Source organism: Pseudomonas sp. NFPP24 (assembly GCF_900112095.1).
GTDB lineage: Bacteria > Pseudomonadota > Gammaproteobacteria > Pseudomonadales > Pseudomonadaceae > Aquipseudomonas > Aquipseudomonas extremorientalis.
Window position 1 is genome coordinate 50,826 of the sequence record NZ_FOKD01000009.1, and the last position, 21,471, is coordinate 72,296.

Sequence of the window (21,471 nt, forward strand, 5' to 3'; positions counted from 1 at the left end):
TCATCCTGTACCCGGTCGGCCACCTGCCTATAAATTAAGTTGCAGCTTTATAACGGATTTTAGACAGCTCGTATGACATATTTTTGAAGCGATCCGTCACAATTTAACTCATGTACATCCCGCCGTTCACCGGGATTGTAGCCCCAGTCACGTATGCCGCACCGTCGGATGCCAGGAAAGTGACCACATTCGCGATCTCTTGAGCCTGGCCCAGACGGCCCAGCGGAATCTGCGTCAGCAACGCTTCACGCTGTGCTTCCGGCAGTTCGCGGGTCATATCGGTGTCGATGAACCCTGGAGCCACCGAGTTGACCGTAATCGACCGCGAGCCGACTTCACGCGCCAATGCACGGCTGAAACCTTCCAGACCGGCCTTGGCGGCTGCGTAGTTTACTTGGCCTGCGTTGCCCATGGCACCCACTACGGAGCCAATATTGATAATTCGGCCCCAACGCGCCTTGGTCATACCGCGCAAAACGCCCTTGGACAGGCGAAACAGACTGTTCAAGTTGGTGTCGACCACGTCGTACCACTCGTCGTCTTTCATGCGCATCATCAGGTTATCGCGGGTGATACCGGCGTTATTCACCAGAATCGCCGGCGCGCCGAACTGTGCGGTGATCTCGGCCAAAACGGCAGCCACGGATTCATCGCTGGTCACGTTCAGTTCCAGGCCGGTGCCTTGCACGCCGTTTTCCTTCAGGGTCGCGGCGATACGCTCGGCGCCCGAGGCGGAAGTAGCGGTGCCGATCACAACAGCGCCCTGACGGCCCAGCTCCAGGGCGATCGCCTGGCCAATGCCACGGCTTGCGCCGGTGACCAGTGCAACTTTACCTTGCAGACTCATGCAGGCTTCTCCTAAGTTCAGGGATTCAGGCCAGTGCCGCGCGAGCGGCAGCAAAGGCGTCAGGGGTATTGAGGTTGGCAGTCGACACGCCGTCGGCGCAGCGCTTGTTCAGGCCGGCCAGGACTTTACCCGGTCCACACTCAACCAGTTCAGTCGCACCATTGGCGGCCAGGGTCTGGACCGATTCAACCCAGCGTACCGGCTTGTAGAGCTGCTCCAGCAGATCGCGCTTGAGGGTTTCGAGGTCGGCAGCCACGGCGGCGCTGACGTTCTGCACCAGCGGGATCTGCGGCGCCTGCCAGTTGATGGCGGCGATGGACTCGGCAAAACGCTCGGCCGCCGGGCGCATCAGCTCGCAGTGCGACGGCACGCTCACCGGCAACGGCAACGCACGCTTGGCGCCACGGGCCTTGCAGCCTTCGATGGCACGCTCAACGGCAGCCTTGACACCGGCGATCACCACCTGGCCCGGGGAATTGAAATTCACTGCACTGACGACTTCGCCCTGGGCCGCTTCGGCGCAGGCTTCGATCACCACGGCGTCGTCCAGGCCCAGGATCGCGGCCATGCCGCCCTGCCCGGCCGGAACGGCTTCTTGCATCAGCTGGCCACGACGCTCGACCAGCTTGACCGCCTCACCCAGGGTCATGCTGCCCGCTGCCACCAGGGCGCTGTATTCGCCCAGGCTGTGGCCGGCGACGAATGCAGGGCGTGCGCCGCCTTCTACCAGCCACAGGCGCCACAGGGCGATCGAGGCGGTCAGGATGGCCGGCTGGGTTTTATCGGTTTGATTGAGTTGCTCTTCCGGCCCCTGCTGGGTCAGTGCCCACAGGTCGTAACCCAGGGCGTCGGAAGCTTCCTTGAAGGTGTCCAGGATCAGCGGGTATTGCGCGCCCAGCTCGGCCAACATGCCGAGGGACTGCGAACCCTGCCCTGGAAAGACGAATGCGAGGGATGTAGACATGTAACAAGCCCCTAATGATCTGGTCGTCAAAAATGCGCACTCCTACGGTGGGAGCGCACGAAACTGACAGATTGGATGGTCAATTGAACTGGCCGGTCACATTTAAGCACTCCCGGGCCGATTCGCCTAAGGCAACAGGTCCTCAAGACGGCCGTGCAAGCGTTGCGGCAGGTTTTCCTGGATCTCGATCACTGCCCGCGCGATCGCACTTTGAAAACCCTCGACACCGGCCGAGCCGTGGCTTTTTACCACAATGCCCTGCAACCCCAGAAAACTCGCGCCATTATGCCGCGCCGGAGCCAGGTCAGCCTGCAAGCGGCGCATCAACGGCAGCGCCAGGGCGCCGACAACGCGCGATGCCAGGTTCCGTTTGAACAGCGCCTCGATACGCGTGGCGATCATGGTCGCCAGGCCTTCGCTGGATTTGAGCAGGATATTGCCGACAAACCCGTCACACACCACCACGTCCGCTTCGCCACGGTACAAGCCGTCACCTTCGACAAACCCGACGTAATTCAAACCCCGCGCGCCCTGCAGCAACGTGGCGGCCAGCTTGACCTGCTGGTTGCCCTTGATGTCTTCGGTGCCGATATTCAGCAAGGCAACGCGCGGGCGGGCCACGCCAAGCGCCTCGGCGGCCACCGAGCCCATCACGGCGAACTGGAGCAGATGCTCGGCGCTGCAATCGACGTTTGCGCCCAGATCCAGCAACTGGCAATAGCCTTTTTGCGTCGGAATCGCCGCCACCATAGCCGGTCGATCAATGCCGGGCAGGGTCTTGAGCACAAACCGCGACAACGCCATCAGCGCCCCGGTATTACCGGCGCTGACACAGGCTTGCACCTTGCCATCACGCAGCAGTTCCAGGGCCACCCGCATTGAAGAGTCAGGCTTGCCACGCAGAGCTGCCGCAGGCTTTTCATCCATGGTGATGGTTTCGCTGGCTGGCGTAATCGTCAGGCGCGCGCGATCCACCGCCGGATGGCTGGCAATCAGTTCTTCAAGTAAGGAGGGTTGGCCGACGAGGGCCAGGTGCAGCGAGGGTGTTGCAGACAGGCTGGCAATGCAGGCCTGAACAATGCTGCGGGGACCGAAGTCCCCGCCCATTGCGTCTATCGCGATGACTAGAGCAGACAAGTGATTACTCGTCAGCGCCCTTGTCGATCACTTTACGGCCACGGTATACGCCTTCTGGCGATACGTGGTGACGCAGGTGAACTTCACCGGTGGTCTTTTCCACGGACAGGGTGCTAGCCTCGAGAGCGTCGTGCGAACGGCGCATGTCACGGGCGGAGCGGGATTTTTTGTTCTGCTGAACAGCCATAATTGATTAACTCCTAAACGTTTGGGTCACGCTTTAACTGCGCCAATACACTGAACGGGTTGGACCGCGTTACCTCGTCCTCGCTCGGTTCGGGCTCGTCATCGAGGCCCGCCGGCTGCTGGCATTCTTCCGGATGATGAGCAGGCACAATGGGCAAGGCGAGCAGAAGCTCCTCCTCGATCAGTGCATGCAGATCCAAAGGATCTTCGCCCAGTTCCAGCACGTCATAACCTTTCGGCAACGACTGGGTATTCGCACCCTCCTTCACCACAGCATAACTGCACTCGCTGTGGATCGGCAGGGTGACCAGCTCAAGACAACGCTGGCAAACCATTTTGACTTCGGTGTCGATAAAACTGTGGATTACCACAGATTTACGTTCATCTCGTTCAAAAACGAATTTGGCCTGCACCGTACCGACAGTGTCGGAAAGCGGGTCGCAGAGTCTCTCCAAATCGGCCAGCAGCAACTCACCTTGAAGGGAAGTGCCACGATCAGCCAATTTGCGCGGGTCAACGTGAGGTGGAATCGGGTCATTCAACATAGGCGCAGCATTATAGGGATGCACCCAGCCATGTCAAAGGAAATTCAGCCCTGTGCGTCAGCCGGTCGCCCCGCTAGAATCCGCTGCCGACCTGAGGAGACGCCCATGCTGCCTTTATTACTCGCATCCAGCTCGGTGTATCGCCGGGAATTGCTGAGCCGCCTGCACCTGCCGTTTATCTGCAGCTCACCGGATATCGATGAAAGTCACCACGAAAATGAATCCGCCGAGGAACTGGTCAAGCGCCTGGCCGAACAGAAAGCCCGCGCCCTTGCCGCCAGCCATCCGGGGTATTTGATTATCGGCTCCGACCAGGTGGCCGCACTCGATGGCCGGATCATCGGCAAGCCGCACACCTTCGAGAATGCCCGCGAGCAACTGCTGGCCGCCAGCGGCAAGCGCGTCAGTTTCCTCACTGGGTTGGCGCTGCTGAACAGCGAGACAGGCAACTGCCAGGTCGACTGCGTGCCTTTTACCGTGCACATGCGTGAGCTGGATGCCGAGCGCATCGAACGCTATTTGCGAGTCGAGCAGCCGTATGACTGTGCGGGAAGCTTCAAGGCCGAGGGGTTGGGCGTGAGCCTGTTCCAAAGTACCGAAGGGTCGGACGCCACCAGCCTCATCGGCCTTCCCCTCATTCGCCTGGTGGATATGCTGCTGGCCGAAGGCGTGCAAATCCCCTGAGAACACCACAAGCAAATGTGGGAGGGGGCTTGCCCCCGATAGCAGAGGATCAGCCAACTAACCCGCAGTTGACCCACCGCAATCGGGGGCGAGCCCCCTCCCACATTTTGATCTATATGTAGCCTGGGGCTCAGCGCAGGGATGGGCCTTGGAAGCCCATGTAAAAGGCCAGCTTCTCGGCCACACTGGCACCGAGCCGCTTGGAGAAACGATCAAACGGCGATTCCTCAACCGTAAAATCCACCAACTCCTTCTCGCCAATCACATCCCGCGCCACCGAACTGGCACTGCCCAGGCCGTCGATCAAGCCCAGCGGCAACGCCTGTTCGCCAGACCACACCAGGCCGGAGAACAGCTCCGGATGGTCTTTGTCCTTCAGACGATCACCACGCCCCTGTTTCACGCTCGCGATGAATTGGCGATGGGTGGTATCGAGCACACCCTGCCAGAACTGGGTCTCATCGGCCTTTTGCGGCTGGAAGGGATCGAGGAAGGATTTGTGTTCACCCGAAGTGTACGTGCGACGCTCCACCCCGAGCTTCTCCATGGTGCCGACGAAACCATAACCGGCCGCCGTCACGCCAATGGAACCCACCAGACTGGCCTTGTCGGCGTAGATCTGGTCAGCGGCACTGGCAATGTAATAGGCACCCGAGGCGCCCAGGTCGGAAATCACCGCATACAGCTTGGTATCCGGGTGCAGACCACGCAGACGACGGATCTCGTCATACACATAACCCGATTGCACCGGGCTGCCGCCCGGGCTGTTGATACGCAGGATCACACCTTTGACCTTAGGGTCTTCGAACGCGGCGCGCAGGCTGCTGACAATGTTGTCGGCACTGGCGGACTCCTTGTCGGCAATCACTCCGCGCACTTCGATCAGGGCAGTGTAATTGGCACCCCGGGTTGCGCTTTTTTCCATGTCTACCAGTGGACTGAACAGCGCCAGCATGCCGATGAGCCAGACAAAGGTCAGCAGCTTGAAGAAAATCCCCCAACGCCGCGCGCGACGCTGCTCCTGAACGCTGGCCAGAAGGGTTTTCTCCAGCAGCTTCCAGCTTTTGTCATCACTGCTTTCAGCCTTTTCGGGCGCTTTCCACTCATCACTCATGCCATCAACCCCAGCAAAGACTTATTGGGCCCGGTTGAGCCAGGCCCGCAATTCGGAAAAATGATCAATCGTCAGACGCGGCTCATATTGCTGCAACGCCTCGGCAGCCTGGGCGCCATAGCTGACCGCCACACTGTCCATGCCCGCATTGCGCGCCATCATCAGGTCGAAGGAGGCGTCGCCCACCATCAAGGCCTGGCGTGGCGACACGCCGCAATGAGCCAGGATCTGCTCCAGCATCAGAGGATGAGGCTTGCTGGCAGTTTCATCGGCGGCGCGGGTGATATCGAAATAATCTTCCCAACCGTGGGCCTTGAGCACCCGATCCAGGCCACGTCGTGCCTTGCCAGTGGCGACTGCCAGGTGATAGCCCTGGGCACGGAATGCCTCCAGGGCCTGCGCCACACCGTCGAACAGCGGCGAAGGGGTGGCCTCCAATGCGATGTAGTGATCGGCGTAATGCTCGCGAAACGCGACCAGTTCGGCGTCGCTGATCTCGGGGTACAAGGTGCGAATCGCCTCAGGCAAGCCGAGGCCGATAATGCCCTTGACCGCCAGATCACTGCACAGCGCATACCCCGAGCGGGTCGACGCAGCGTGCATCGACTCTACAATCCGGCCAATGGAGTCGGCCAGGGTGCCATCCCAATCGAATATCAGCAGTTTGTAGTCAAGGCGCGACACTCAAGCGCTCCACGGTCTTGGCCCACATCTCATCGACCGGTGCCTGCAGCTTCAACTCGCCACCATCTGGCAGCGGCACGGTGAGCATGTAGGCGTGCAGGAACAGGCGCTTGCCGCCCAGATCGCGGATTTCCCTGGAGAAATCTTCATCGCCGTACTTGGTATCGCCCGCGATGCAGTGACCCGCGTGCAGGGTGTGCACACGAATCTGATGGGTGCGCCCGGTGACCGGCTTGGCCTCGACCATCGTGGCGAAGTCGCCGAAACGGCGCAGCACCTTGAACAGGGTCAGGGCTTCTTTGCCCTCCTCATCCACTTCGACCATGCGCTCGCCGGAGCGAAGGTTGCTCTTCTGCAACGGCGCACGGACGCTCTTGATGGAACTGGCCCAGTTGCCGCGCACCAGCGCCATGTAGCGCTTGTCCACGCCATCGCCGCGCAAGGCGGTGTGCAGGTGGCGCAACATGCTGCGTTTCTTGGCGATCATCAGCAGGCCGGACGTGTCGCGGTCCAGGCGGTGGACCAGTTCCAGCTCCTTGGCATCCGGGCGCAACTGACGAAAGGCTTCGATCACACCGAAATTCAGGCCGCTGCCACCATGCACCGCAATGCCGCAGGGCTTGTTGATCACAATCAGCTTGCTGTCTTCGAAGACAATCGAGGCTTCCAGGCGCTGCAACAAGCCCTGGGCCAACGGTACAGGCTCGTCACGCTCAGGCACGCGCACCGGTGGCACGCGTACGATATCGCCCGCCTGCAACTTGTACTCGGGCTTGATCCGGCCCTTGTTCACCCGCACTTCACCTTTACGCAAGATGCGGTAAATCAAGGTCTTGGGCACGCCTTTGAGCCTGGCCAGGAGAAAATTGTCGATGCGTTGGCCGGCATATTCCGGCGAGACCTCGAGCAGCTGGACGCTGGGGGTCTGGGGGGCGGTAGTCGTCATGGCGGCGATGATAACAATTTTTTATGGAATTGAAGCACTTAATCATTGCTGCTATAGTCGCGAACGCCGCCAAAAGCGGCCTGGACAGAGGACATGCGGCAAACTGCCGGCCCTGACCATCGCAATTCATCAGGACGCGAGGCCGTCCTACGGGGCTTTCGCCACCCTGGAAGGTTCAAGATTGTAACAAGCGCAGGTGACATGAGGCCTGAAGCGAGTGCAGAAAGCAGAGTGAATACTCGCGTTCTGCGCCGATATTTACGGCCAGTTCACAAAGTGCAGTCAGTCTTGGACCAGACCACGGCGAATGCTTCGGAAACAACGCCTGTTAAGAGCTGAGTGAGAGCGCAACCGCCCACACCTAGTCTTGTTTAGCCATGAGCGTGGACTCCCCATTGGAGAACACGGTAAATGCCAACCCGCTGCGGATTCTGCGCGCGGCAGCACCCGAATTATCAGGGATACGTGTAGGGTGGAGATGCACAACCGTCGGACCGTGTAGCACTAGGCTTATATTTAGACGCTTCATCTCGTCCACAGTCGCCGGTTGATTCCTCCTCCTGACCTTAGCTTTTGTTGAAGTGGTGCCTTTGTCACCACCGCTAACAAGCAGGACGCGTCCGTCGCGGTACCGGCCCAATTGGCCTGTTATTGCTGGACACTGGAGTGGCCAACCACTCTTGACGCACCTGACACCGACCGTGAGAAGTCGTGTGTGCCGAACGCCGTTTCCGGCAGCCCGGAAACCGACGGTACAACATGAAAAGAATGCTGATTAACGCAACTCAACCCGAAGAGTTGCGTGTTGCACTGGTAGATGGCCAACGCCTCTACGACCTGGACATCGAATCCGGTGCACGCGAGCAAAAGAAGGCCAACATCTATAAAGGCCGTATTACTCGCATCGAACCAAGCCTCGAGGCTGCCTTTGTCGATTTCGGCTCCGAGCGCCACGGCTTCCTGCCCCTCAAAGAAATCTCCCGCGAATACTTCAAGAAAGCCCCCGAAGGCCGCGTGAACATCAAGGACGTCCTGAGCGAAGGCCAGGAAGTCATCGTCCAGGTCGAAAAAGAAGAACGTGGCAACAAGGGCGCCGCCCTGACCACCTTCATCAGCCTGGCTGGCCGTTACCTGGTCCTGATGCCGAACAACCCGCGTGCCGGCGGCATTTCCCGTCGCATCGAAGGCGAAGAGCGCAACGAACTGCGTGAAGCGCTGAACGGCCTGATCGCACCGGCCGACATGGGCCTGATCGTGCGCACTGCCGGCCTGGGCCGCAGCAGCGAAGAAATGCAGTGGGACCTCGACTACCTGCTGCAACTCTGGACCGCCATCAAGGAAGCCTCCCTGGATCGTTCCGCGCCGTTCCTGATCTACCAGGAAAGCAACGTGATCATCCGCGCCATCCGTGATTACCTGCGCCAGGACATCGGCGAAGTGCTGATCGACAGCGTTGAAGCCCAGGACGAAGCCCTGACCTTCATCCGCCAGGTGATGCCGCAGTACGCCAGCAAGATCAAGCTGTACGAAGACAGCGTTCCGCTGTTCAACCGTTTCCAGATCGAAAGCCAGATCGAGACCGCCTTCCAGCGCGTGGTCGAACTGCCTTCCGGTGGCTCCATCGTGATCGACCCGACCGAAGCCCTGGTGTCCATCGACATCAACTCGGCGCGTGCGACCAAAGGCAGCGACATCGAAGAAACCGCCCTGCAGACCAACCTGGAAGCGGCTGAAGAAATCGCCCGCCAGCTGCGCCTGCGTGACATCGGCGGCCTGATCGTGATCGACTTCATCGACATGACCCCAGCCAAGAACCAGCGCGCCGTGGAAGAGAAAGTCCGCGAATGCCTGGAAGCTGACCGTGCCCGCGTACAGGTCGGCCGCATCTCGCGCTTCGGCCTGCTGGAAATGTCCCGTCAGCGCCTGCGTCCGTCCCTGGGCGAGAGCAGCGGCATCGTTTGCCCGCGTTGCAACGGCACCGGCATCATCCGTGACGTTGAATCGCTGTCCCTGGCGATCCTGCGCCTGATCGAAGAAGAAGCCCTGAAAGACCGCACCGCCGAAGTCCGCGCACAAGTGCCGATTCCGGTTGCAGCCTTCCTGCTCAACGAAAAACGCAACTCGATCACCAAGATCGAACTGCGCACCCGTGCCCGTATCGTCATCCTGCCGAACGATCACCTCGAAACGCCGCACTTCGAAGTGCAGCGCCTGCGTGATGACAGCCCGGAAGCCCACAGCGGCCAGTCCAGCTACGAAATCGCCGCTGCAGCCGCCGAAGTCGAAGAAGTGCAGCCAGCCGCCGCGACCCGCACCCTGGTCCGCCAGGAAGCCGCCGTGAAAACCGCTCCGGCCCGTGCCAACGCACCGGTTCCGGTTGAAGCCGCCGCTCCGGTTGCCGCGCCAGCCGTAATGCCTGAGCCAAGCCTGTTCAAAGGCCTGGTGAAGTCGCTGGTAAGCCTGTTCGCCACCAAGGAAGAGCCTGCTGCACCGGTTGTGGTTGAGAAACCAGCGACCGAGCGCCCTGCACGCAACGAAGAGCGTCGCAACGGTCGCCAGCAGAGCCGTAACCGCAACGGCCGTCGTGACGAAGAGCGCAAGCCGCGCGAAGAGCGTGCGCCGCGTGAAGAACGCGCCCCACGTGAAGAGCGTGCGCCTCGCGAAGCCCGTGAAGAAACCCCGACCGTAGAACGGGCACCGCGTGAAGAGCGCGCCCCGCGTACTCCACGCGCCCCACGCGAAGACCGCAAGCCACGTGGCGAGCGCGAAGAGCGTGTGCGCGAACTGCGCGAGCCGCTGGACGCTGCGCCAGCCGTTGCCGGTGCAGCTGTTGTTGCCGAAGAACGCCCGGCTCGCCAGCCGCGTGAAGAACGCCAGCCTCGCGCTCCGCGTGAAGAGCGTCAACCACGTGCCGAACAAGCGGCTGCCGCCAGCGAAGAAGAAGTGCTGACCGGCGAAGAGCAACTGCAGGAAGACGGTCAGGAAGGCGCCGAAGGCGATCGTCCACGCCGCCGCTCCCGTGGCCAGCGTCGTCGCAGCAACCGTCGTGAGCGTCAACGCGATGCCAACGGCAACGTGATCGAAGGCTCGGAAGAGACCGGCGAAAACGCAGAAGCCGCTACCAGCGAGCCGACTGGCGCCGAACTGGCTGCCGGCCTGGCCGTTACCGCTGCCGTTGCCAGCTCGGTCATCAGCGCTCCGGCTGAAGCCCAGGCGCACGAGCAGGCTGAGCGCGCTACCGCGACTGTTGAAGAAGCCGTCGTTGTGGAAGTGCCTGCCGCCGAGGCCCCAGTGGTTGAAGCGTCGGTCGTTGAAGCACCTGCTGCCGAAACCCCAGTCGTAGAAGCACCGGTTGTTGAAGCGACTACCCCAATCGAAGCACCGGTTGTTCCGGAAGTGGAAGTTGCTCCGGTTCAAGAAGCCCTGCCAGAAGTTGAAGCGGTGGCTGAACAAGTACCGGTAGTCGAGCCTCAACCTGTGGCTGAAGCAGTGATTGAAGCACCGGTTGTCGAAGCGGCCCCGGAAGTTCGTGAAGTTCGTGAAGAACAGACCGCCTTCCAATGGACTGCCGAGCCTGCCGCTCCGGTTGAAGCGCCAGCGCCAGCACCTGCCCCGGCGGTAGAAGAAGCGCCGGCACCGGTTGCCGAAGTTGTGGTTGCCGAGCCAGCCCCAGTGGTTGAGCCTGCTCCGGTCGTTGAACCAGCGCCAGTGGTTGAAGCGCCGGCGGCTGCCGAAGTGGCTGCCCCCGTGGTTGAGGCTGCACCGGTCAGCGCCCTGACCGAAAACGGCCGTGCGCCGAACGACCCACGTGAAGTGCGTCGTCGTCGCAAGGAAGCTGAAGCCGCTGCCGCTGCTGCTGCCGCGGCACAGGAAGCAGAACACGAGAGCAAACCTCTCGCCTGATTCCCGCAGCCACTGAAAAGCCCCGCCTGAGTGATCAGGCGGGGCTTTTTTATGTTCGTCCGGTTAGAGGTAATGCAACAACGCAGGCACGTCCACATCCCATGACACACCTGGGTCATCTACCGCCACCTCACGCACCGCCGCCTGGGCAAACAACGGCTTGGCTCCACGGTCACCGGTCAAAGCCATCAACCCGGGCCCAAATGCCCGGCCAAATGCCACAGGATGCCCGTACTGCCCGTCCTGCACCGGCACACTGATGCCACCCTCCTCCAACCCCGCAATCACTCGCTCAATGCTCGATGACTGAATAAACGGCATATCCCCCAACACCACCAGCCAGCCATTCGCCGAAGCACTGGCTGCAACCGCAGCGGCAATACTGTCGCCCATGCCGGCCGAGCGCAGCAGCAACACCTTGCAACCGTAGATCTCTGCCAAGCGAATTACTTCGGGACGATCGGCTGAAGTCACCACCCAACGATCAGCCACGACACTCGGCAGATTCTTCAGCACCTGCTCGATCACTGGCCGAACTACGCCATCCAGGCCCACACAATCAGCCAGCAACTTGTCCTGGTCAGCCCCTGCCTCGGCGCGGAAACGGCTGCCCTGCCCCGCCGCCAGCACAATCGCGGTGATGCTCACTCAACCACCACCGGCAACGGCTTCTTCTGCATCGGCGCCACACCATTCTTGATCGCAACAATTTCCGCCATCAACGACAACGCGATTTCCGCCGGTGTATGACTGCCGATATGCAAACCGATCGGCCCATGCAGACGCGCAATCGCTTCCGTCGACAAGCCCAGCGCCGCGAGGTTTTCCCGGCGTTTCTGGCTGTTGACCCGTGAACCGAGGGCACCAATGTAGAACGCCGAGGAATTCAGTGCCGTCAGCAGCGCCATGTCATCCAGGCGCGGATCATGGGTGAGGCAGACGATGGCCGTGCGCTCGTCGGTCTGGATATTCAGCACCGCCTCATCGGGCATACCCGGCACGAAGCGACCGTGCTGGTCTTCCCAACCATAGACAAACTCATCGCGCGGGTCGCAGATCAGTACTTCGAAATCCAGCAGGCGCGCCATTTCCGCCACATACCGCGACAACTGCCCGGCACCGATCAACAGCAGGCGCCAGCGTGGGCCATAGATGGCTCGCAGGCGTTCACCGTCGAAGGTGACGACATCGGTCTTGCTCGCGCCACTCAACGTCACCTTGCCAGTGGCCAGGTCCAACTCCCGAGCGACGATCTGATGAGCCTCGCACCGTGCCAACAGCTCAGCCACCCATTCCCACTCGTCTACCCGCTCCTCGGTCAGGCGCAAGGTGCCGCCGCACGGCAGGCCAAAACGCGCCGCTTCATCGCGGGTAACGCCGTAGGTCACCAACTGCACCGGCGGCCCGTCTTCAGGCAGCCGGCCATCCTGCAGGCGTGCAATCAAGTCATCCTCGATGCACCCGCCCGATACCGAGCCGATCACTACCCCATCGCCCCGCAACGCCAGCATGGCGCCCGGCGGGCGCGGCGCGCTGCCCCAGGTCTGGACCACGCTGTACAACACCACTCGCTGTCCGGCACGGCGCCATTCGAGCACGCTGCGCAGGACATTCAGATCCACACTGTCCACATAACCTCCTGCAAGCGTTACAACCGAGACATTCACTGTAAAACAAAAGTTGCCGAAGTGACGCGCCAGAAACGCAAACGCCCCGAACCAGTCGGGGCGTTTGTGCGTTGCTGTCGGCGTTAGTTCACGCCATCGGCGATTTACTTGACCACAGGTGCAGGGCCTTCGGCCACGCCCAGGTCATCCAGCTCACGGGTTTCCGAGATGCCGGTACCGCCGGACGCCAGCTCGCTTTGCAGCTTGTCGGTGTCCAGTTCCTTGACCCACTTGGCCACAACGATGGTGGCAACGGCGTTACCCACCAGGTTGGTCAGCGCACGGGCTTCGGACATGAAGCGGTCGATACCCAGGATCAGCGCCAGGCCGGCAACCGGCAGGTGACCTACGGCCGACAGGGTGGCCGCCAGTACGATGAAGCCCGAACCGGTCACGCCTGCAGCGCCTTTGGAGGACAGCAGCAGCACCAGCAGCAGGGTGATCTGGTGGGTGATGTCCATGTGAGTGTCAGTCGCCTGGGCGATGAACACGGCCGCCATGGTCAGGTAGATCGACGTACCGTCGAGGTTGAACGAGTAGCCAGTCGGGATGACCAGGCCTACTACGGACTTCTTGGCGCCCAGACGCTCCATCTTGATCAGCATGCGTGGCAGTGCGGACTCGGAAGACGAAGTACCCAGAACGATCAGCAGCTCTTCACGGATGTAGCGAACCAGTTTCAACACGCTGAAACCGTGAGCGCGGCAGATACCACCCAGCACCACCAGCACGAACAGCAGGCAGGTGATGTAGAAGCAGATCATCAACTGGCCCAGTTGCACCAGCGAACCCACACCGTAGGCACCGATGGTGAACGCCATGGCGCCCAGGGCACCGATTGGCGCGAGCTTCATGATCATGTTGATGATGTTGAACATCACGTGGGCGAAGCGATCGATGAAGTCCAGTACCGGCTTGCCGTAGGCACCCAGACGGTGCAGGGCGAAACCGAAGATCACCGAGAACATCAGCACTTGCAGGATGTCGCCATTGGCGAACGCGCCGACGATAGTGTTAGGGATCACATTGAGGATAAAGCCGACGATGCTCTGGTCCTTACCGGCAGTGACGTAGGCTGCCACTTTGGAGGCGTCCAGGGTGGCGACGTCGATGTGCATGCCGTTGCCCGGTTGCACCACGTTCACCACGATCAGGCCGATCAGCAGCGCGATGGTGGAAACGATCTCGAAGTACAGCAGCGCATAGCCGCCGGTCTTGCCGACCGATTTCATGCTTTGCATGCCAGCGATGCCGCTGACAACGGTGCAGAAGATGATCGGGGCGATGACCATTTTGATCAGTTTGATGAACCCGTCACCCAGTGGCTTGAGGGCCACACCGGTCTGTGGGTAGAAGTGACCGAGCAAAATACCGATAACGATTGCAACGATCACCTGGAAGTACAGGGATTTGTAGATAGGCTGACGAGTCGTCATTGCAAAGTTCCTCAATCGTCCCGTGTGGCAAATATCCGCCATTGCCCACGACACTTGAATTGCGAACCCTCCTGCACTGGAGGGATTTGTTGTTTGCGAGGTCGGTAGGTCCAGCCTGCGCTGTCATCCTTATCGCAAACGCCGTGCCACTTTGCTGAAAAACCCTGAAGGCCTTTAGACATCAGGGTTTGTACTTTACAAGTGCCCTCCCAAGCACCGAATCGAGTGGCGGATTTCCGCCCATCAACCTGATCCCGTCCTACAATTTGGCGGATATCCGCCTTGTGACCCCATCCGAGGGTGGCTACCATCTGCCCTTCCATGGAAGAGGCCTTCGCATGCGTGAACGTACCATCGCCAGCCATTACGCCCGGGCAGCCCTCGGCGGTGCGCGTCGGGTCGATTACGACTACTCGGGCCTGCTGCTGCAAGCAGGTATCACCCCGGAACTACTGACCGAACCTCGCGCCCGCATCGCGCCGGAACAATTTACCCGGTTGCTGCAAATGCTCTGGCTGGCGCTGGACGATGAATACCTGGGGTTTGCCGACGGCCCCAGCAAACGCGGCACCTTTGCCATGATGTGCCACGCATTGATCCACTGCCGCACCCTGGAGAAAGCCCTGGAACGCGGCTTATTGTTTTATAGCCTATTCCCGCAGGGACCACGCTGGCAGCTGACACGTGAAGGCGAAATGGCCCGTTTGAGCCTGGACGACTCGCAATTGTGGGACCCGGATCACTTCCTCAGCGAATGCCTGCTGGTGATCTGGCATCGACTCGGCAGTTGGCTGATCGGCCAACGCATCCGCCTGCACCAGGCCACCTTCAGCTACCCGATGCCGGCTCACGCCAGCGAATACGACCTGCTGTTTCCCTGCACCCAGGTATTCGGCGCACCGAACAGCAGCCTGGTATTTCACAGCCGCTACCTGAGCCTGCCGCTGTTGCAGGACGAACGCACGCTCAAGCACTTCCTCGAGCACTCCCCCGCCGACCTGTTGTCACGGCCGGATGAAGGCGACAGCTTGAGCAGCCAGCTCCGCCGCTTGCTCAGCGGCGACCGTACACCCTGGCCAGACCTGGAAGCCGTCGCCCAGCAGTTGCACATCAGCCCGCAGACCCTGCGCAGGCATTTGCGCGAAGAAGGCACCAGCTTTCAGGCACTCAAGGATGAGCTGCGGCGGGACATCGCCATCTATCATTTGGGGCGGGCGGATTTGTCGTTGCAGGAGATTGCCGAGCAGTTGGGTTTTTCCGAACCGTCGGCGTTTCATCGAGCGTTCAAGAAGTGGACGGGGTTGACGCCGGGGGCTTACCGAGCCCAAGAGAGCTAAAGATGTAGCGCCAATGTGGGAGGGGGCTTGCCCCCGATGAGGCCTGTACCCCCCTAAAGATCACAAAGCCGGGAAGTGAATCCTGAAGGCGGCGCCACCCAACGGCGAATCGCCCAGGGTCAAACGCGCACCGTAGCTCTCGATGATGTCCTTGACCACCGCCAACCCAATCCCCTGCCCCGGGTGCTGACGGTCCAGCCGTTCACCCCGCTGCAGAATCCTGGCACGCTGATCCGGCGGCACGCCAGGCCCGTCATCCTCAATACACAGCTCGGTGCCTTCCAGGCTTTCCACGAGGCTGATGCGCACTTCGCTCACGCACAGGCGGTAGGCGTTTTCCAGCAGGTTGCCGAGCAGCTCCAACAAGGCGCCTTTCTCGATTGGCACGTCACATTCTTCCGGCAGGTCGAAGGACACACTGACGCGCTTGTCGCGGTAGACCTTGCCCAGCGTATCGCACAGGCTTTGCAGCACCGGCTCCAGGCGCACCTGGTGGCGCACCAGGCCGCTTTTGCGCAGGCTGGCGCGCTGCAACTGGTAGCTGATCTGCTGGCTCATGCGCTCGATCTGCGACTGCAGCACCCGGGCCTGCTCGCGATCTTCCGGACGCTGGGCCATTTCTTCGCTCACTCCCTGCAACACCGCGAGCGGGGTTTTCAGGCTGTGGGCCAAATCGTCGAGGGAATCGCGGTAGCGCGCACGTTGCTCACGCTCGCTGTGCAGCAAGCGGTTGAGGGAGCCGGTCAGGCGCAGCAATTCGCGGGGGTGTTGTTCGGAGAGGCTCTCACGGGTGCCGCCTTCGATCTGGTCGAGCTCCTGACTCAGCCGGCGCAGGGCTTGCAGGCCCCAGGTCAGGCCCAGCCACAGTAAGGTCAACAACACCAGCAAGGCTGCGCCGAAGCCCAGGTAGAGATTTTCGCGCAGGCCTTCCAGGGTCAACTGGTATTCGCGCACCGGTTGCAGGGCCACGATACTGAAGGCGGCGCTCTTGCCGCCCAGCAGCCTGACCTCGACGTCATACACGAAGAATTCCTGGCCGTTGGCCTCGCGAATCCGCGCAAACTCGTTACCGCGCCCGTCGTAGCGCGGCTTGTAGTTGATGTTTTCTTCTTTGGTCGCCCGCGAACGCCACACCAGGTGGCCTTCGCGGTCGTAGATATAGCCGAGCAGGCGGCTGTCAGTGAGGTTGAAGCGTTCGTCGGGCAACTGCGCCGGCATCAGCAGACGGTTGTTTTCGACCCGCGCGGCAGAGATCAAGGTGGTGACGTCCGACGCCAGGCGCTGCTCGATGGAGTCCTGCAACGCCAGGCTGAACGCCCCTTGCATGGCCGGCAACAGGCCGAGCATGAACAGCACGGCCAGGGTGGCGGCCGCCAGCATCAAGCGTACGCGTAGCGAGCGAATCAACGGCAGCGCTCATTGAACAGATAGCCCAGGCCACGCACCGTGTCGATCGGCTTGAACCCGGCCGGGCCCTCCAGCTTGCGACGCAGGCGACCGACCAGCACCTCGATGACATTCGGATCACGCTCGTCGTCATCGGGGTAGAGCTGTTCCATCAAGCGGTCTTTGGCGACCACTTGTTGGTGATGGCGCATCAGGTATTCAAGGATCCGATATTCGTAGGCGGTCAACGCCAGCGGCTGCTCTTCGAGCGACGCCTGCTTGCGATTGAGGTCCAGCAACAAGGGACCAGCAACAATGGTCGACTGGGTAAAGCCACTGGATCGGCGCAGCAAAGCGTTCATCCGCGCCTCCAGCTCTTCGAACTGGAACGGTTTGACCACGTAGTCGTCGGCACCCGCAGCCAGGCCTTCGACCTTGTCCTGCCAGTTACCGCGGGCGGTGAGGATCAGGATCGGAAAGGTCTTGGCCTGGGCACGCAGTTGGCGGATCAGGTCCAGGCCGCCCATGCCGGGCAGGCCCAGGTCGATAATCGCCAGGTCATGATTGAACTGGCCAGTCTGGTACAGCGCCTCTTCGGCATTGGCCACGGCCTCGACCACATGCCCGCTGTCGGTCAGGCGGGTAAACAGGTGATGACGCAGCAGCGCCTCATCTTCCACCACCAGCAATTTCATAAGGCTCTCCAAAGCAATTCAACTGTCCGACAGAGGGATATCATAGCGGCCCTGCAGGTCTTGCGGGCGCAGTTTAATGCCATTGAACTGGCCGGTCAGGTGTTCATAGCCGGCGCGGTAGGCCGGCTGCGGTGTTGCAAGGCCCAGGGACTGGCCCCAGGGCGTGGGTTGGCTGCCCACTTCTTCGAAGCTGACACGCTGGATCAAGGTACTGGATTTCTTGGTTTTCTCACCGCCGAATGCGGCGAAGGCGCCATCGGATGCCTGGACCCCAGCGGTTGCACTGAGCATGGTTAACGCCAACATCAGCTGTTTGATCGCAGTCATGGTGTTACCTCTATGCGTTTGGCTGTATGCCCCAGACTACGCAGCCCCCCCTGAACTCCCCCTGAACAGGCTCTGAACCTCACCTGAACCGCAGTGGGCTATCCTCACGCCCCGCAACTCGGCAAAATACCGACCATGAATCCCTTGCCCGCTTGCTGCACCCCACTCGACGCCCATTGGCCGCTGCCCGAACCGTTACCCGGCACGGTGTTTCTCAGCACGCGTTTTGACCCGACCCTGCTCACGCCTGGCGACTTCCAGCGCTGTGCCGTGCCGCCACCGGCGAGCATTCAGCGCTCGGTGACCAAGCGCCAGGCCGAGTTCCTCGCCGGTCGTTTGTGCGCCCGTGCCGCCCTGCAACAACTCGATCACCTCGACTGCATCCCGGCGATCGGCGAAGACCGCGCACCGGTGTGGCCCGCGCCTATCAGCGGTTCCATCACCCATAGCACCGGGCATGCCGCCGCGATTGTCGGGCACAAGGCGCAATGGCGCGGGCTGGGGATGGACCTGGAGAATGTGCTGAGCCTCGAGCGGGCCGAGCGCTTGGCGGGGGAAATCCTGACGGCTGATGAATTACTGCGCATGGCCGCCTTGCCAAGGGAAAGGATCGCCCTGTTGGTGACGCTGACGTTCTCCGCCAAGGAGAGCCTGTTCAAGGCGCTCTACCCCATTGTGCAGAAGCGTTTCTACTTTGAGCATGCCGAGTTACTGGAATGGTCGGAGGGCGGGCATCTGCGGCTGAGACTGCTGACGGACCTGTCCGAAGAGTGGTGCCATGGCAAGGAATTGGTGGGCCAGTTTGCGGTGGATGATGGGCAGTTGTTGAGCCTGGTCGCAGTCAGCGCCTGATCCATCAGGGTTTATCCTGATCCCTGGGCCAACTCAAGCTGAAACACGCGCCGCCCAGATTATTGCTCTTGCTGATCAACGCCCGCCCGCCGTGCCAATAGATAATCCGCCGCACAATCGACAACCCCAGGCCATGCCCGCCCGAGGCACGGGTGCGACTGTCGTCCAGGCGCAGAAAGGGCGTGAAGATGCGCTCCCAGGCGCTTTCCGGCACGCCGGGGCCGTCGTCTTCCACGTCGATGCGGCAGCGCACCTGGCCCACCTGATAACTGATCAACACCTGGCCTTGGGCGTGGCGCATGGCATTGCTCACCAGGTTCTGCAGGGCACGGTGCAGGTAACGCGGTTCGGCGTCGACCCAGGCGTCGTCCCAATGCGTCGAAGACAAGCAAATCCCTCGGGCCACGGTCACGTGCGGACGCAGTGGCGATAATTCGCCGATCACCTGGTCGAGCAGCGCATCGAGGTCAACGCGCTGGAAATTCAGCTCCGGCGAGCCTTGTTCCAGGCGCGCATAAGTGAGCATTTCATCCACCAGGCCATCGAGGTCCTGGATGTCGTTGTCCATGCCTTCCAAGTATTTACGCCGAGCCTCGACGGTAGCGGCGTCGCCAACCATCTCCAGGCCGAAACGCAGGCGTGCCACCGGCGTGCGCAGTTCGTGGGACACCGCGCGCACCAACTCGCGCTGGATCGCCAGCAGTTGTTGCAAATGCTCGGCCATGCCATTGAACGCCGCCGCCAGCCGCCCCACCGAATCAGCACCACGGGCCGGCACGCGAACCTCCAGATTGCCCTTGGCGATCCGTGTGGCGGCGGCTTCCAGACCACGCAGCCGACGCTCAAGCTGGCGCACCAATAGATAGACGATCAGGCCGATCAGGGTCAGGCCGATCAAGGCAATCAGGATCAGCCATTGCGCCGGGTAAGGGTTCATCTGATACAACGGGCCGATCTCCAGCACCCACGGCGTACCGACCATACCGGCAAACACGCGGATCGAATCGCCGCCCTTGCCCAGGGCCATCACCGTATCGCCTTCCGAAACCCGACGACGCTGGTCTTCATCCATATCGGCCTGGTCGAGTGGCATCAGGTGCATATCAAAGCCAAAGCCCTTGGCTTCCTTTATATCTGCCAGGCGCTGCGGCTGTTCGGCCACCGGAAAGCGCACCAGCTCATCGGCCAGCAGGTAGATAGTCGCGCGGGCCAGTTGTTCGCTGATCTGCTGAACCTCGCCTGTAAGAACAAGCTGCTCCTGTTCGCTGACCAAACGCAGCACCCGCGCGGCATGCGGCCCGGTCTGCTCCACCAGCACCTGGCCGCGTTGCAGGCGATTGCGCTGGCTCAAGTCCAGTTGCGCATCGGCCAGCGGGCGCAACTCCAGCGGAATCCCCAGCAAACGCTCCCACACCGCCAGGGCGCGCTGGCGCTCGATGGCGCTCATGGGTTGCAGGTTGTCACCCATCAAGGCGAAGGTGCCATGGGCCAGGCGCTCGCGGTACTGGCCGCTGCGCACCTCGTTGAGCAGGTGCAGAGCCAGCACGCCGAGCAGCGCCACCAGGATCAGCGCCGCGCACATGCCGCCGTATATGCGCAGGAAGATCGAGTTCACAGCGGCATGTCGGCGGCGGCTTCGGGGACGAACAGGTAGCCTTTGCTGCGAATGGTCTTGATCAGGCGCGGGTGGATCGGGTCGTCACCTATCTTGGGGCGTATGCGAGAGATACGCACGTCGATGGAGCGATCCTGACCGTCGTAGCCGATGCCGCGCAGGGCAATGAAGATTTCTTCGCGGGAAAGAATGCGCCCGGCATTCGCCACCAGCAGCCACAGCAGGTCGAACTCGGCGCTGGTCAGTTCGATGCCCTCATTATTCAGCCAGGCCTCGCGCAGGGCGTTGTCCACCACCAGAGGGCCGAATTGCAGGCGGCGCTGGTTCTCCACGGCGGCTGGCTCCGTCGCTTCGCTGCGCCGCAGCAGGGCCTGGATGCGCGCCAGCAACAGGCGCGGGCGCACGGGCTTGCACACATAATCGTCGGCGCCCATGTCCAGGCCCAGCACCTGGTCCATATCGTCGGTGCGCGCGGTGAGCATCAGGATCACGCCGTCATAGCGCTCACGCACCTTGCGGCAGATGCTCAGGCCGTCTTCGCCGGGCAGCATCAGGTCGAGGATCACCAGGTCGGGCTGTTCGGCGATGATCCGCGCCGCCGCCAGGGCGCCATCGCCTTCCACCGAGACCCGCAGGCCGTTGCCCTCCAGGTACTCACGGGTCAATTCGGCCAGTCGCTGGTCATCTTCGACTATCAATACCTGCCAGGCTTCTTGCTCCACGGGTGACCTCAATGTCTGTCATAAAAGGCGGGCATGATGTGGGTCGCTTCTTAGCCCGAGGCAGGCGATTGTAGCCATGGGCCAGCCCTCAAACACAAGCCGGGAAATCCATTCGGTGATCAGGTTTTTTTGTGATAGGGTTCGCGCCCTTCGAAAATGGGCTGCTTGTTTTGAGGCCGAAACATTTAATGACAAACGGCGTAATCCAGCAGCAATGCGGCCTACACGGCTGTTCTACCTTTCTTACACATTTTACTCACAGCGTTATCCACAGGTTACTGCGTTGCTAACCCCTCGAAAACGCATTATCTTGTACCTCGGCACTACAGAAGACCCTACATGTGGGGTTTTCGAAGAAATCGCCCAACCACACAAGTGGCTCGAAATTCAAGCGTTTTATTGCTAGCGCAGCATGGAACCAACC

20 protein-coding genes are annotated in these 21,471 nt (G+C 61.3%); 4 read left to right on the plus strand and 16 right to left on the minus strand.

Annotated features, from left to right (window positions below; all coding sequences use genetic code 11):
- Positions 1-103: 103 nt before the first annotated feature.
- The 5 genes from fabG to BM026_RS19840 form a co-directional block, all read right to left on the minus strand.
- Positions 104-847, minus strand: coding sequence for a 3-oxoacyl-ACP reductase FabG (gene fabG, locus BM026_RS19820; RefSeq protein ID WP_015885432.1), 744 nt, complete (start codon positions 845-847; stop codon positions 104-106).
- 25 nt (positions 848-872) lie between these two features.
- The gene (gene fabD / locus BM026_RS19825) at positions 873-1,811 is read right to left on the minus strand and encodes an ACP S-malonyltransferase (protein WP_093529806.1); all 939 of its coding nucleotides are present in this window, start codon (positions 1,809-1,811) and stop codon (positions 873-875) included.
- Positions 1,812-1,937: 126 nt separating this feature from the next.
- Positions 1,938-2,948 carry a phosphate acyltransferase PlsX gene (gene plsX / locus BM026_RS19830; protein ID WP_093529808.1) on the minus strand — a complete coding sequence of 337 codons (1,011 nt, stop codon included), beginning with the start codon at positions 2,946-2,948 and terminating at the stop codon, positions 1,938-1,940.
- A 4-nt stretch (positions 2,949-2,952) separates the two neighbouring features.
- Positions 2,953-3,135 (minus strand): 50S ribosomal protein L32, encoded by a 183-nt coding sequence (gene rpmF, locus BM026_RS19835; RefSeq protein ID WP_003179396.1) that lies wholly within the window; start codon positions 3,133-3,135, stop codon positions 2,953-2,955.
- Positions 3,136-3,148: 13 nt separating this feature from the next.
- The gene (locus tag BM026_RS19840; RefSeq protein WP_010566563.1) at positions 3,149-3,679 is read right to left on the minus strand and encodes a YceD family protein; all 531 of its coding nucleotides are present in this window, start codon (positions 3,677-3,679) and stop codon (positions 3,149-3,151) included.
- A gap of 105 nt (positions 3,680-3,784) precedes the next feature.
- On the opposite strand from BM026_RS19840, the gene BM026_RS19845 reads away from it, so the two are divergent.
- Entirely contained in the window at positions 3,785-4,363 is a 579-nt protein-coding gene (locus BM026_RS19845; RefSeq protein ID WP_093514559.1) for a Maf family protein, read from the plus strand.
- Between the two features lie 130 nt (positions 4,364-4,493).
- Here the strand turns inward: BM026_RS19845 and BM026_RS19850 are convergent, their stop codons facing one another.
- The 3 genes from BM026_RS19850 to rluC are packed head-to-tail and all read right to left on the minus strand — an operon-like array spanning position 4,494 to position 7,107.
- On the minus strand, positions 4,494-5,477 hold the full coding sequence (locus BM026_RS19850) for a S49 family peptidase (RefSeq protein ID WP_092242527.1): 984 nt from the start codon (positions 5,475-5,477) through the stop codon (positions 4,494-4,496).
- A 21-nt stretch (positions 5,478-5,498) separates the two neighbouring features.
- Complete coding sequence (locus BM026_RS19855) at positions 5,499-6,161, minus strand: HAD-IA family hydrolase (protein WP_093514558.1); 663 nt, start codon at positions 6,159-6,161, stop codon at positions 5,499-5,501.
- Positions 6,148-7,107: a 23S rRNA pseudouridine(955/2504/2580) synthase RluC gene (gene rluC, locus BM026_RS19860; protein WP_071490507.1), complete on the minus strand. Its 960-nt coding sequence runs from the start codon at positions 7,105-7,107 to the stop codon at positions 6,148-6,150. Before rluC ends, BM026_RS19855 begins: the two co-directional genes overlap by 14 nt.
- A 759-nt stretch (positions 7,108-7,866) precedes the next feature.
- Here rluC and rne point away from each other — a divergent pair.
- Positions 7,867-11,010: a ribonuclease E gene (gene rne / locus BM026_RS19865; protein ID WP_218189405.1), complete on the plus strand. Its 3,144-nt coding sequence runs from the start codon at positions 7,867-7,869 to the stop codon at positions 11,008-11,010.
- 63 nt (positions 11,011-11,073) lie between these two features.
- On the opposite strand, the gene BM026_RS19870 is transcribed toward rne, so the two are convergent.
- The 3 genes from BM026_RS19870 to BM026_RS19880 all read right to left on the minus strand — a co-directional run bounded on the left by BM026_RS19870 (position 11,074) and on the right by BM026_RS19880 (position 14,113).
- The gene (locus tag BM026_RS19870; protein WP_093128139.1) at positions 11,074-11,658 is read right to left on the minus strand and encodes a nucleotidyltransferase family protein; all 585 of its coding nucleotides are present in this window, start codon (positions 11,656-11,658) and stop codon (positions 11,074-11,076) included.
- A complete protein-coding gene (locus BM026_RS19875) occupies positions 11,655-12,641 on the minus strand; it encodes an XdhC family protein (RefSeq protein WP_071490510.1) in 987 nt (328 codons plus the stop codon). Before BM026_RS19875 ends, BM026_RS19870 begins: the two co-directional genes overlap by 4 nt.
- 140 nt (positions 12,642-12,781) lie before the next feature.
- The gene (locus BM026_RS19880; protein WP_071490511.1) at positions 12,782-14,113 is read right to left on the minus strand and encodes a dicarboxylate/amino acid:cation symporter; all 1,332 of its coding nucleotides are present in this window, start codon (positions 14,111-14,113) and stop codon (positions 12,782-12,784) included.
- A 338-nt stretch (positions 14,114-14,451) separates the two neighbouring features.
- Between BM026_RS19880 and BM026_RS19885 the strand changes: the two genes are divergently transcribed.
- Positions 14,452-15,450, plus strand: a complete 999-nt coding sequence (locus BM026_RS19885; protein ID WP_093529812.1) for an AraC family transcriptional regulator — start codon at positions 14,452-14,454, stop codon at positions 15,448-15,450.
- Positions 15,451-15,510: 60 nt separating this feature from the next.
- Here BM026_RS19885 and BM026_RS19890 read toward each other — a convergent pair whose 3' ends face one another.
- Genes BM026_RS19890 through BM026_RS19900 form a run of 3 tightly spaced genes read right to left on the minus strand, consistent with a single transcriptional unit; the run spans position 15,511 to position 17,858 of the window.
- Complete coding sequence (locus BM026_RS19890) at positions 15,511-16,857, minus strand: ATP-binding protein (protein ID WP_093128142.1); 1,347 nt, start codon at positions 16,855-16,857, stop codon at positions 15,511-15,513.
- Entirely contained in the window at positions 16,854-17,531 is a 678-nt protein-coding gene (locus BM026_RS19895; RefSeq protein ID WP_092242509.1) for a response regulator, read from the minus strand. The genes BM026_RS19890 and BM026_RS19895 overlap by 4 nt, the downstream gene beginning before the upstream one ends.
- 18 nt (positions 17,532-17,549) lie before the next feature.
- On the minus strand, positions 17,550-17,858 hold the full coding sequence (locus BM026_RS19900) for a hypothetical protein (protein ID WP_093128144.1): 309 nt from the start codon (positions 17,856-17,858) through the stop codon (positions 17,550-17,552).
- A 135-nt stretch (positions 17,859-17,993) separates the two neighbouring features.
- On the opposite strand from BM026_RS19900, the gene BM026_RS19905 reads away from it, so the two are divergent.
- On the plus strand, positions 17,994-18,710 hold the full coding sequence (locus tag BM026_RS19905) for a 4'-phosphopantetheinyl transferase family protein (protein ID WP_093529814.1): 717 nt from the start codon (positions 17,994-17,996) through the stop codon (positions 18,708-18,710).
- Positions 18,711-18,714: 4 nt separating this feature from the next.
- Here BM026_RS19905 and BM026_RS19910 read toward each other — a convergent pair whose 3' ends face one another.
- Both BM026_RS19910 and BM026_RS19915 read right to left on the minus strand, forming a co-directional pair.
- Entirely contained in the window at positions 18,715-20,325 is a 1,611-nt protein-coding gene (locus tag BM026_RS19910) for an ATP-binding protein (protein WP_093529816.1), read from the minus strand.
- Positions 20,322-21,047: a response regulator gene (locus tag BM026_RS19915; RefSeq protein ID WP_092242497.1), complete on the minus strand. Its 726-nt coding sequence runs from the start codon at positions 21,045-21,047 to the stop codon at positions 20,322-20,324. Before BM026_RS19915 ends, BM026_RS19910 begins: the two co-directional genes overlap by 4 nt.
- Between the last annotated feature and the right edge of the window lie 424 nt (positions 21,048-21,471).